Origin of the sequence: Accumulibacter sp., assembly GCF_029255145.1 — a bacterium.
In the GTDB taxonomy this organism is placed as follows: domain Bacteria; phylum Pseudomonadota; class Gammaproteobacteria; order Burkholderiales; family Rhodocyclaceae; genus Accumulibacter.
In genome coordinates this window covers 58327-69732 of the sequence record NZ_JAPUVQ010000042.1, presented here as the reverse complement: position 1 = coordinate 69732, position 11406 = coordinate 58327, and the positions used below count along the sequence as shown (strand labels likewise).

Sequence of the window (11406 nt, the reverse complement as noted above, 5' to 3'; positions counted from 1 at the left end):
GATCAGTTGAACGACCTGCAGCTTGAAGCTCGGGTCGAACGTCTTGCGTTCTTGGCTCATCAATTGCTCCTCTAAAGGTGGATCATCCACCTATCGAGGTGTCCAGGGAAATTAGACCACGTCATGTCGTCGTGATCCCGACCGAAAGGATGGACCCATGACGCCGTGGCAGGCTGCGCCGCTGGGGACGCACTACAACAGCACCGACGGCGAGGTCTCAGCGGGGCTGGGCGTCACCTACAACCGGGAAAACCCGGACACGAAGGTCAAGAACGGCATCGACCCGCACCTCGGCTGGGCCGCCTCGCAGTTCCTGTCGGCCAACTGGCAGGTTGGGGTGGGTCGGCTACGTGTATCAGCAACTCAGCGGCGACAGCGGCAGCGGCAACAAGGTCGGCGCGTTCAAGTCGCGCGTCGCAGCGCTTGGCCCCGAGATCGGCTACGTGGTCAAGTTCAATGGCCGGGCGGCCTACGCCGGCCTGCGCGGCTACCGGGAGTTCGGGGCACAGAACCGCGTCGAAGGGTATGCGGTCTTCGCTACGCTGAGTATTCCGCTTGGCGATTCCCGCAGGTAGCGATGGTCGTGCAATCGGCTAAGAGCCATTTCCGGCCTAACGGCCGAAGGGCGGCCGGCGCTTCTGGCTGCAGGTTCGGCACAGAGCAGCGCGTTCCCCTTCTGTTTTGTTCTTGGCCTGCGCTTCGATCGCATATAACTCGCCGATCCGACGCACCGCCTCGGCGGCGATCGGGCTGCCAGTCGCCTGGTCGCCCGGCCGGCCGCAGCCAAAGATCACACCGCCCAGCGCTACGAACCCGGTCACCAGGTCCACCCACTCCCGCAGCCGGAAGTACCGAACTGCGAGCGCCCCCCGTCGCTACCCCTCCGACCACCTTGAACGCCGCGGCCCGGCGAACCACTACCGGTTGGTTCTGGCACGACGATTCTCCAATGCAAGAGAGGCCAAGACGCGTGCCTCCGGCAATCGCTCGGTAAATCGGATAGTGCTTGCGCTTACCACCCTTCGCCACTGCGATCCGCTGTCCGGCGTCACGCGAACAATGTTGGCTCCGTTCGCGAGCATCCAATCTTCATGGCAGAGCAAGCGGTCTTGGTCTATACATTAAGTGTCCCAACACTTCGCAAGAAGGAGGATTCGAGATGGATCTAATCGTAGAACATGCTGAAGTCTGGGCCTCAACCATCGACGACAAACCCGGCGGGCTGGCCGGGGTGCTGACTGTCTTGAACCAGGCGGGGGCAGACTTGCAGTCTGTCATCTCGCGGCGGGCGCCGGATCAACCGGGGAAGGCGGTGGTTTTCGTCACCCCGCTACAGGGCGATGCGGAGATCGCCGCCGCCGCACAGGTGGGCTTCAACGTTACGCAAACCCTCCACTCGCTTCGAGTCATTGGCCTGAACCGACTCGGCATTGTCGCGGAGTTGGCTCAAAAGCTTGCTGACGCTGGTATCAACCTGCGGGGATTCTCCGCCTCGGTGCTCGGCACGCAATTCATTGCCTACGCGGCCGTAGACTCGCTGCAGGACGCCAAGAAAGCGGCAGCAATCCTGGGCCAGGCCTGATGACGCCCACCTTGGCAGGCGAGCAATCACACTCGTGACCCCGTGCGGCGCGCGAGGAGGGGGCAAGCTTTCTCCGACACCGGCCGCCAAGGGAGTGTGCCTCGGGCGGTCGGGAGGTGAAATGGGGACTGCGGCCGCGCCGCGCTGCTGCATCAGGTGTCCGCCGTAACGCTAACGACGTCGGTTCCATCGGCGACAACGAGTGCGCGCTTGCCTTGGGCAAGCAAGGCGCCGCTTCCCGCCGAAGCCTCTAACGTCGCGGTAGACGCTTCTCTGTTTTTTGCAGAACACGACCGCCCGCGCGCCTCGTAAGGACAACAACAGGTTTGACCGCGGCGCCTTTGCTGCGGATACTTCGCTCCTTGCGCTGGCGACCTTGCCGGCACCCACCTGACATTCCCTGGCGCCGACCCGGCGACGTGACATGCAAGCCTGCGACTTACCCGCACCGATGGCGCGGCCAGCACGGCGACCCGCAGCGGCAGCGCTCTTGCTGGCCTGCCTGCTGCTCGCCGCCTTGCCGACGGCACGCGCCCAGACCGCGCCGGCCGCCGCGAAAGCGCCAGCGGTCAGCATCGCGACCGAGCCGCTCAGCGCACTCGTCATCCACCCGCAGCGCGAAATCGCGGCCAGCGTCATTCCGCGCAACGAGTCCAGGATCTCCGCCGAGGTGACCGGCGTTCTCCGGCGCTGGACGGCCGAAGCCGGCAGCACGGTCAGCAAGGGCGAGGTGCTGGTCGAAATCGACCCGGCCGACTTCCGGCTGGCCGTTCAGCAGGCGCAGGCGGCGGTGGACGGCTCGGTGGCACGCCTCAAGCAGGCCGAGCAGCAACGCGAGCGGTCGAAGGCGCTGGTGGCTCAGGGTTTCTTCTCGCAGGAGGCGCAGGCGCAGCGCGACACCGAAGTGGCGCTGCAGCGCAGCGAGCTGGCGGCGAATCGTGCGCAGCTGGCGACCGCCCAGCGCCAGCTGGCGAAAGCGACCCTGCGCGCGCCGTTTGCGGCCAGCGTCATGGAGCGCCTGGCGCAGACCGGCGAAGTCGTCACGCCGGGAAGCGTCCTCTACGTCCTCGCCGAAACCGGTGCCGCCGAAGTCAGCGCGAAGATCGCGCCGGCCGACGTCGCCGGGCTGCGCCGCGCCCGCGAGATCGTTTTCGAGACCCGCGGGCAAAGCTACCCGCTGCGCCTGCTGCGCGTCGGTGGCACGGTTTCGGCGCCGGCGCGCACGCAGGAAGTGCGCTTGCGTTTTGCCAGCAGCGCGGCATCGCCGGTGCCGCCGGGAAGCGACGGCCGCGTGCTCTGGAACGAGCCGCAGCCGCACCTGCCGGCGCAAGTACTGGTGCGGCGCGGCGACGCGATCGGCGTCTTCGTACAGCAGGGCAAGATCGCGCGCTTCGTGGCGCTGCCCGGCGCGCAGGAAGGGCGGGCGGCGGCGGTCAGCCTGCCGGCCGGGACGCGCCTGGTGGTGCGCGGCCAGGCGACCCTGCAAGACGGCGCGGCGATCAGATAGGGCAGGCCGCAGACGATGAAGCTGATGCGCGCGCTGATCTCGAACCATCCGCTGGCCAACGTCGCCTTCGCGGTGGTGCTGCTGCTCGGGCTGCTCAGGTATCTGACGATGCCGCGCGAACAGGACCCCGAAATCAATTTCAACTGGGTGAACATCACTACGCTGCTGCCCGGTTCGAGCGCCGAAGAGGTCGAGCGGCTGGTGACCAACCCGCTCGAAGACGGCATCAAGGGCGTTGCCGACGTCCGCTTCGTGATCTCGACCTCGCGCGAGAACATCTCGACGATTTTGGTTCGCTTTCGCGAGGTTTCCGAGCGCAATTTCGACAAGCGGATGAACGACCTGCGTCGCGAAATACAGAACAAGGCCAAATCCGAGTTGCCACCCGAGGCCAAGGACCCGCTGGTGATGGAAATCACCACTTCCAACGGCTTTCCGACGGCGTCGATCCTGCTGGTCGGGCAGGCCGACGACGAGACGCTGCGCCTTAACGCGCGCCGCATCAAGACCGATCTGGAACGGATGAACGGCGTGGACAGCGTCATCGCTTCCGGGCTGCGCGACCCGGAGCTATTGATCAGCGTCAACCCGCAGGCACTGGCGGCGCGCGGACTGACCAGCACCGACGTCGCCGACGGCGTGCAGGCCTGGTACCGCGACGTTTCCGGCGGCACACTGAAAGGCCAGGGCAGCGCCTGGTCGGTCGGCGTCAAGGGGGTGTTCACCGACCCCGAGTCGCTGGCCACGCTGCCGGTCCGCTCGGCGTCGCGCCCCGAGCTCTCGGCGCGGCTGGACGAAGTCGCGCGCATCGAGCGCGCGCGCGCGCCGGCAACGCAGTACGCGTCGACCGACGGCCGCGACGCGATTTCGCTGTCGATCAACAAGAAAGCCGGCAGCAATACGCTGGAACTGGTCGACCGCCTGCGCAGCCTGATCGACCGGGAGAACGCCGTGCTCGCCGCCAGCGGCCTGCAGCTGACGCTGGCCGACGACCAGACGATCCCGACCCGGGAAGCGATCGGCGTGATGCAGACCAACGCGCTGTACGGCGTGATCATGGTGCTCGCCGTCTGCTGGCTGTTTCTCGGCGGCCGGATCGGCGTGCTGGTGTCGCTGGGGATCCCGTTCTCGCTGCTCGGCACCTTCGCCGTACTCGCCGCGATGGGCCACACGGTCAATGTCTCGGTGCTGCTCGGGGTGGTCATCGCGCTCGGGCTGCTGGTCGACGACGCGGTGGTGATCGTCGAGGCGACCTACTATCGGATCGAGCGCGGGCAGCAGGCGCTGCAGGCCAGCCTCGACGCGATCGGCGAGGTGTGGGCACCGGTGCTGGCGTCGGTGGCGACGACCATGGCCGCTTTCCTGCCGCTGATGCTGCTGCCGGGAATCGTCGGCAAATTCATGTTCATCATTCCCTTCGTGGTCACCCTGGCGCTGCTGATCTCGCTGGTCGAGGCGTTCTGGATGATGCCGGTGCATGTCGTCGCCAGCGGCCTGCGTCTCGACCGGCCGTCACCCCTGCAGCTCTGGCGCAAGGACTTCAATCGCCGCATCCGCCTGCGCTACGGGCAGGCGCTGGCGTACGTGCTGCGGCGGCCGAAACGATTGGCGGCGCTGGCTGTGGCGTGCGTTGTCGCGGCCGTCGGGCTGGTCGCCGGCGGCGTTGTGCGGGTGCAGTTCTTCGCTTTCGACCCGATGCGAATCATCTACGTCAACGTCGACATGCCGGCGACGGCAACGCTCGAGGATACCCGTGCCGAGACGCAGGCGGTCGAGCAGGTGGTCCGCAGCCAGCTGCACGGGATCGGCGTGAGCGGCGAAGCACGCTCGGTCTATGCCAACGCCGGCGTCAAGTTCACCGATACCGAACCGCTCTACGGTGACCCTTACGGGCAGGTCATCGTTTCGCTCAATCCGCTCGTCAGGGGCGCGCGCGGGGTGAGCGAAACGGTCGAGGAGATGCGCGCCGCCGTCGAAGCGGTACCCGGGCTGGCGCGCAAGAGCTTTACCGTGCTCTCCGGCGGGCCACCGGCCGGCAAGGCGATCAGCGTCAAGGTGCGCGGCGACGACTTTGGCCGCTTGCAGGCCGCTGCCGACGCGCTGAAGGAGATCGCCGCGAGCATCCCCGGCGCCCGCGACGTCCAGGACGACAACGTTCCCGGCCGCCCGCAGCTGACCCTGCGGCTCGATCGCGACGCCTTGCGCAAGGCGGGATTGGACGCCGCGCAGCTGGCTCGGCAGGTGCGCATCGCGATTGACGGCGAGGTGGTCGCTTTCACCCGCGACGAGGGCGACAAGATCGAGCTGCGAGTACGCTCGGAGCGGAGCGCGCGGCTCGACCCGGCGACCTTTCTGAACGAGCCGATCGCCCTGCCGGATGGCCAGATTACCCGCCTGGGCGCGCTGGTCGCGCAGGAGATCTCGCCCGGACGCGGCTTCATCCGTCATTACAACCTGCGCCGCACGATCACCGTCGAAGCCAACCTGGACAAGGAGCGCACCGACACCGCGGCGGCCAACGCCATCATCGCCAGCGCGTGGGAGCAGATCCGCGCCGGCCATCCCGGCGTCAGTCTCGATTTCTCCGGCGAACTCGAGGATATCGAGGAAAGCCTGGCGGCGATGAAGATCCTGTTCCTGCTCGGCGTCGGGCTCATCTACCTGATCCTCGCGGCGCAGTTTGCCAGTTACTGGCAGCCGCTGATGATCCTGGTCACCGTGCCGCTGGCCTTCACCGGCGTCGCCTTCGGGCTGGCGCTGTCGGGCAACCCGCTATCGCTATACACGCTGTACGGGGTGATCGCCCTGACCGGCATCGGCGTGAACTCGGCGATCGTCCTGATCGACGCCGCCAACGACCGCCGCCAGCGTGGCATGAGCAGCATCCATGCGCTGATCCTGGCCGCGCGCCGGCGCGTCGTGCCGATCGTGATCACCACCACGACGACCATCGGCGGCCTGTTCTCACTGGCCTTCGGGATCGGCGGCAAGAGCCTGCTGTGGGGACCGGTGGCGTCGAGCATCGTCTGGGGGCTGACCTTCTCGACGGTGCTGACGCTGTTCGCCGTGCCGCTGCTCTATCTGGCGTTCATGCGCGAACGCCGGCCGGCGACGCGAGCGTCCTTCTGGAGCAGCTGGCGACGCCAGCAATGAGTGCCATGGGGCCGGTGGCGCGAGCGACAAGCGGCAGCGAGGTCGCCTCTCGAACAGCGCGGTTTCCCGATTCGACGAGGGCTGGCACAATGTGCCACCTGGGGTAGCCTGATGCGTTGCCGAAGGCGCCGGCCAACACCGCCCGGCCAGACCCAGACCTCATCGCTACCCGATCGCAGGACCACGATTGCAGGACCCCATGAAAATAGCCAGCTGGAACGTCAACTCCCTAAAGGTCCGCCTGCCGCAGCTGCTCGACTGGCTGGCGATACAGCAGCCCGACGTCGTCTGCCTGCAGGAAACCAAACTCGACGACCCTTGCTTCCCGCGGCAGGAAATCGAGGACACCGGCTATCACGTCGTCTACTCCGGACAGAAAACGTACAACGGCGTCGCCCTGCTGGCGCGCGAACAGCCGACCGAGATCGTCGCCGGCAACCCGCATTACCCGGATCCGCAAAAACGCCTGCTGGCGGCGACGATCGGTGGAATTGGCGTGGTCTGCGCCTATGTGCCGAATGGCCAGGCGGTCGGTAGCGACAAATACGCCTACAAGCTCGAATGGCTGGCGGCGCTGACCCGATGGCTCGCCGAGCGACTGGCGGCGAATCCGCGGCTGGTGCTGGCCGGCGATTTCAACATCGCTCCGGACGACCGTGACGTTCATGACCCGCAGCAATGGGCCGGGCAGATCCTCTGTTCGCCGGCCGAGCGCGCGGCTTTCCAGAACCTCCTGGGGCTCGGTCTGAAAGACAGTTTTCGCCTCTTCGAGCAGCCCGAGAAGACGTTTTCGTGGTGGGACTACCGAATGCTCGGTTTCCAGAAAAACCGCGGGCTGCGCATCGACCACATTCTTCTTTCCGAAGCGCTCGCCGGGCGCTGCACGGCAGCCGGAGTCGAGCGTGCGCTGCGCAAGCTCGAGCGACCGTCGGACCACGCGCCGGTAAGCGCCGAGCTGGCCGACTGATGCAGGCGCTCGCCGACAGTTCGCCGCCGGCGCTGCTGACGCTGTACCCGGCGCTGCGCTCGCTGCCCGTCGCACAGCTGGCGGCCCTGTGCCCGGCAAGCGCCGTGCGCCAGGTGCCGGCGGGCGCCCAGCTGTTCAGCGAACGGCAGGACTGCCTGGGATTCCCGTTGCTGCTCGCCGGCACCATCAAGGTGGTGAAGAGCACCGCCAGCGGCCGCGAGATGCTGCTCTATCGCGTCGAGCCGGGAGGCTCGTGCATCATCAGTTCGAGCTGCCTGCTCGGCCACACGCCGTACACCGCGCGTGGCGTCGCCGAGACGCCGCTGTCGCTGCTGGTCTTGCCGACCGCGACGTTCGCGATCCTGGTCGCCGAAAACGCGATGTTCCGCGACTTCGTCTTCCACCTGTTCGCCGAACGGATCGCCGAACTGATGCAGCTGGTCGAGGAAGTGGCCTTCCATCGTCTCGACCAGCGCCTGGCCAAACTGCTGCTCGCCAGGGGCGAAGGCATCCGCAGCACGCACCAGGCGCTGGCCGAGGAACTCGGCAGCGTCCGCGAGATCGTCAGCCGCCTGCTCAAGGGCTTCGCCGTGCAGGGGCTGGTCAAGCTCGGCCGCGAGCAGATTGTGGTGATCGACCGGGCTGGACTGCAGCAGCTGGCGGAGAGCAATCGCTGACGGCGATTGCGTGCGTGAAGCGTCGCTGTGTGACCGCGGTTACATACGCGAGCAGCGCGACTCGATATTCTGGCCCCGTCACTCACAACAACTCACGGAGCCAATCATGAAAACCAACGTCGGTGGAATCGACAAGATTCTGCGCATTGTCGTCGGCATCGCGCTGCTCGGCATGGCCGCCCTCGGAGTCGTCGGCGCCTGGGGCTGGATCGGCGCAGTCCCGCTGCTGACCGGCCTGTTCGGCGTCTGCCCAGCCTACAGCCTGCTAGGGGCGAGCACCTGCCCGGTCAAGAAGAGCGCCTGATCGCCGGACTTGCCGGACTGTGCCCGTCTTTTCCAGAACCTACAGTATCGACGGCGTGCCATCGCGGCACGCCGTTTTCATTTCAGGCTGTTGGCCAGGCGCAGGTAGTCGGCGACCGACAGCTCCTCGGCCCTGGCCGTAGGAGAAACGCCGAGCGCCGCCAGCTGGCCATCGTCGACCAGGCTCCTAAGACTGTTGCGCAACATCTTGCGGCGCTGTCCGAAAGCCAGCGAGACCACCGTTGCGAAGCCTTTTTCGTCGGCCGCCGACAACTCCTCCGGTGGACGAGGAATCAGCCGGACCATCGCCGAGTGAACCCTGGGTGCCGGACTGAACGCTTCTGGCGGCACCTCGAACAGTGGCTCGATGACGAAGCGGTATTGCAGCATCACCGACAGCCGCCCGAAGTCGCCGCTTCCAGGATCGGCGACCATCCGCTCGACGACTTCGCGCTGCAACATGAAATGCATATCGCGAACGCAGCAGCCAAAGCTGGCGAGGTGAAAGAGTAGCGGCGTCGAGATGTTGTAGGGCAGGTTGCCGACGACCCGCAGGCGGCGACCCGTAGCTCCGGCCAGGGTGCCGAAGTCGAAGTTCAGCGCGTCCCCGGCATGCACGGTCAGGCGGTCGGCTGGATGCCTCTGCTGGAGCCGGGCAACGATGTCGCGGTCGATCTCGACGACATGCAGGTGGTCGAGCCGCCGCAGCAGCGGCTCGGTCAAAGCACCGAGGCCAGGGCCGATCTCGACCAGCAGGTCGGCACGCTGCACGGCAAGCTCGGCGACGATGTCGGCGACGACCTGCTGGTCGACCAGGAAATTCTGCCCGAAACGCTTGCGGGCGACGTGTGCACTCACGGCGTCACCGCTTCAGCGCGCACGGACGCACGCACTCAGCACTCGCCGCCGGCCCGCTCGGCCATCTCGATGGCCTGCTCGACGGCCACCAGCAGACTGCCGGAATCGGCCTGGCCGCTGCCCGCCAGGTCGAGCGCGGTCCCGTGATCGACGGAGGTGCGAATGATCGGCAAGCCGAGCGTGACGTTGATGCCGTGGCCAAAGCTCGCGTACTTGAGCGCCGTCAGCCCCTGGTCGTGGTACATCGCCAGGACGCAGTCGCCGCGTGCCAGAACCGCCGGCGAGAACATCGTGTCCGCGGGCAGTGGCCCGAGCAGCGTCATCCCCTCGGCACGCAAGCTGTCGAGCACCGGGCCGATCACCTCGATTTCCTCACGACCGAGGTAGCCACCCTCCCCGGCATGCGGGTTGAGACCGGCGACCAGAATGCGCGGTCGGGCAATACCGTACTTCGCTCCCATCTCGGCGTGCAGAATGCGCAGCGTCTCTTCGACGGCCCTGCAGGTCACCGCCGCCGGCACCTCGCGCAGCGGCAGATGGATCGTCACCAGCGCCACCCGCAGGCCGCCACCGGCGAGCATCATGACCACCCGCGGCGTTGCCGTGCGCTCGGCGAGGTATTCGGTGTGCCCGGTGAACGGAATGCCGGCATCGTTGATGACACCCTTGTGCACCGGTGCGGTGACCATCGCCGCGAACTCGCCACGCTGGCAACCGGCCAGCGCCCGGTCGAGCAGCGCCAGCACGTAAGGCGCATTGGCCGGATTCAGACGACCCGGGTCGGCACTGGCCGCCAGCGGCAGATGCAGCACGTCGAGCATGCCGGCTTGCGGTGCCAACCCCGGGTCCCACTCGCGCAAGGGCGCCGGCAGCTGCAGTGCCGCAGCCCGCTCGGCAAGCAGCGTACGATCTGCCAGGATCACCAGGCGGGCGTGGAAGCGCCCAGCCAGCGAGCGATCGGCCAGGCGCAGACAGATGTCGGGGCCAATTCCGGCCGGTTCGCCGGAGGTGACGGCGATCGCCGGCAAGCGGCTGGCCTCGCTCAACGCTCCTCCAGCCGAAGCTCGACGTAGGCCCGGTCACGGGTCTGGCGCAGCCAGTCCTGGTAGGCCTCATCGCGCTTGCGATCACGCAGCGTCTGCCGCGCCGCCGAGCGCTGGCGGTCGCTCGACACATCCTGGACGCGCCGCTCGAGCACTTCGATCAGGTGAAAGCCGAACGGCGACTGAACCGGCTGACTGAGTTCGCCGGGGCTCAGGAGGTTCATCGCCCGCTCGAACTCGGGGACCGTGTCACCGGGGTAGATCCAGCCCAGATCCCCGCCCTTCGACGCCGACCCGTCCTGCGAGAACAGTCTGGCCAACTCGGCGAAGCTCTCGCCGTACTTGATCCGCTCGCGCAAACCCTCGAGCTTGTGCCGCGCTTCAGGCTCCGACACCAGTTCGTTGACCTTGATCAGGATGTGCCTGGCGTGCGTCTGCTGCACCGCCGGCAGGGCGCCGCCTCCGCGCTTGCCGAGCAGCTTGACCAGGTGGAAACCGTTCGAACTGCGCAGAACCGGAGAGACCTCGCCGACCTTGAGCGTCACTGCCACTTCGGCAAACATCGCCGGCAGGCGATCGAGCGGACGCCAGCCAAGGTCACCCCCTTTCAAACCGTCAGGCGCGTCCGAATAGGCGGCAGCAAGCTGCGCGAAATCATCGCCTTGCCGCAAACGGTCGACGATCTGGTCGGTCTTGGCCCGCAGCTTCTGAATCTGCTCGGGACTTGCCGACTCGGGCGCACGCAGCAAGATGTGCGCGATCTGATACTCCTCACCGCTGCCGCCCTTCCCCGTCGCGCCCGCGAGGTAGTTGTCGATCTCGCCTTCAGAGATAAAGATCCTGCTGTCCACCTCGCGCTCGCGCAAACGCGCGATGGTCATTTCGGCACGAATCTCCTCGCGAAAGCTGGCAAAGGCAATGCCGTCCTTTTCCAGAGCGACACGAAACTGGGGCAGCGACATCTTGTTGTTGGCCGCGATGCGCTGCAGCGCCTGGTCGAGTTGCGCGTCGTCGACGCGCAAGCCCACTTCCCGGGCAAACTGCAATTGCACCTTGTCCATCACCAGCCGTTCGAGCATCTGGCTTTCGAGCGTCGCACGCGGCGGCAGCGCTGTCCCCTGCTTCTGCAACTGGGCCAGGGCCGAGTCGAGGCGCGAGCGCAACTCGTACATGGTGATCACTTCGTCATTGACCACGGCAACGATGCGGTCGGCGGCGACCGGCTGGGCGGCCGACGAGCGGGGCGGGTTTTGCGCGGCCGCCGCGCCGGCCAGGCAGGCGAACAAGAGCAGCGTGCGAAAGAAGAGCATCATGGT

10 protein-coding genes and 1 pseudogene are annotated in these 11406 nt (G+C 66.8%); 7 read left to right on the top strand and 4 right to left on the bottom strand.

What is annotated here, in order from left to right; translation table 11 throughout:
- Nucleotides 1-157 precede the first annotated feature (157 nt).
- Nucleotides 158-575: pseudogene (locus tag Q1L50_RS19995) on the top strand (transporter).
- Between the two features lie 36 nt (nucleotides 576-611).
- Here the strand turns inward: Q1L50_RS19995 and Q1L50_RS04675 are convergent.
- Nucleotides 612-830, bottom strand: a complete 219-nt coding sequence (locus Q1L50_RS04675) for a hypothetical protein (RefSeq protein ID WP_300336266.1) — start codon at nucleotides 828-830, stop codon at nucleotides 612-614.
- Nucleotides 831-1159: 329 nt separating this feature from the next.
- Here Q1L50_RS04675 and Q1L50_RS04670 point away from each other — a divergent pair, with 329 nt between their 5' ends.
- From Q1L50_RS04670 to Q1L50_RS04645, 6 genes are all read left to right on the top strand, one after another.
- Nucleotides 1160-1582, top strand: coding sequence for an amino acid-binding protein (locus Q1L50_RS04670; RefSeq protein ID WP_300336264.1), 423 nt, complete (start codon nucleotides 1160-1162; stop codon nucleotides 1580-1582).
- A gap of 424 nt (nucleotides 1583-2006) precedes the next feature.
- Nucleotides 2007-3089 carry an efflux RND transporter periplasmic adaptor subunit gene (locus tag Q1L50_RS04665; RefSeq protein WP_300336262.1) on the top strand — a complete coding sequence of 361 codons (1083 nt, stop codon included), beginning with the start codon at nucleotides 2007-2009 and terminating at the stop codon, nucleotides 3087-3089.
- A 15-nt stretch (nucleotides 3090-3104) separates the two neighbouring features.
- Nucleotides 3105-6242, top strand: coding sequence for an efflux RND transporter permease subunit (locus Q1L50_RS04660; protein ID WP_300336261.1), 3138 nt, complete (start codon nucleotides 3105-3107; stop codon nucleotides 6240-6242).
- 199 nt (nucleotides 6243-6441) lie between these two features.
- A complete protein-coding gene (xth, locus tag Q1L50_RS04655) occupies nucleotides 6442-7209 on the top strand; it encodes an exodeoxyribonuclease III (protein ID WP_300336260.1) in 768 nt (255 codons plus the stop codon).
- Nucleotides 7209-7886: a Crp/Fnr family transcriptional regulator gene (locus Q1L50_RS04650; RefSeq protein WP_300336259.1), complete on the top strand. Its 678-nt coding sequence runs from the start codon at nucleotides 7209-7211 to the stop codon at nucleotides 7884-7886. The genes xth and Q1L50_RS04650 overlap by 1 nt, the downstream gene beginning before the upstream one ends.
- A 106-nt stretch (nucleotides 7887-7992) precedes the next feature.
- Nucleotides 7993-8190 (top strand): DUF2892 domain-containing protein, encoded by a 198-nt coding sequence (locus Q1L50_RS04645; protein ID WP_300336258.1) that lies wholly within the window; start codon nucleotides 7993-7995, stop codon nucleotides 8188-8190.
- A 77-nt stretch (nucleotides 8191-8267) separates the two neighbouring features.
- Here Q1L50_RS04645 and rsmA read toward each other — a convergent pair whose 3' ends face one another.
- From rsmA to Q1L50_RS04630, 3 genes are read right to left on the bottom strand one after another with little or no spacing between them, the layout of a single operon-like run.
- Nucleotides 8268-9047 (bottom strand): 16S rRNA (adenine(1518)-N(6)/adenine(1519)-N(6))-dimethyltransferase RsmA, encoded by a 780-nt coding sequence (rsmA, locus tag Q1L50_RS04640; RefSeq protein WP_300336257.1) that lies wholly within the window; start codon nucleotides 9045-9047, stop codon nucleotides 8268-8270.
- A gap of 35 nt (nucleotides 9048-9082) precedes the next feature.
- Nucleotides 9083-10093, bottom strand: a complete 1011-nt coding sequence (gene pdxA / locus Q1L50_RS04635; protein WP_300336256.1) for a 4-hydroxythreonine-4-phosphate dehydrogenase PdxA — start codon at nucleotides 10091-10093, stop codon at nucleotides 9083-9085.
- Nucleotides 10090-11403, bottom strand: a complete 1314-nt coding sequence (locus tag Q1L50_RS04630; RefSeq protein WP_300336255.1) for a peptidylprolyl isomerase — start codon at nucleotides 11401-11403, stop codon at nucleotides 10090-10092. The genes pdxA and Q1L50_RS04630 overlap by 4 nt, the downstream gene beginning before the upstream one ends.
- Nucleotides 11404-11406: the final 3 nt, after the last annotated feature.

Excerpts from the sequence above, each read along its gene's own strand:
- Q1L50_RS04670 (WP_300336264.1), top strand. The coding sequence starts at position 1,160 with ATGGATCTAATCGTAGAACATGCTGAAGTCTGGGCCTCAACCATCGAC.
- Q1L50_RS04665 (WP_300336262.1), top strand. The coding sequence starts at position 2,007 with ATGCAAGCCTGCGACTTACCCGCACCGATGGCGCGGCCAGCACGGCGA.
- Q1L50_RS04660 (WP_300336261.1), top strand. The coding sequence starts at position 3,105 with ATGAAGCTGATGCGCGCGCTGATCTCGAACCATCCGCTGGCCAACGTC.
- xth (WP_300336260.1), top strand. The coding sequence starts at position 6,442 with ATGAAAATAGCCAGCTGGAACGTCAACTCCCTAAAGGTCCGCCTGCCG.
- Q1L50_RS04650 (WP_300336259.1), top strand. The coding sequence starts at position 7,209 with ATGCAGGCGCTCGCCGACAGTTCGCCGCCGGCGCTGCTGACGCTGTAC.
- Q1L50_RS04645 (WP_300336258.1), top strand. The coding sequence starts at position 7,993 with ATGAAAACCAACGTCGGTGGAATCGACAAGATTCTGCGCATTGTCGTC.
- Q1L50_RS04630 (WP_300336255.1), bottom strand. The coding sequence starts at position 11,403 with ATGATGCTCTTCTTTCGCACGCTGCTCTTGTTCGCCTGCCTGGCCGGC.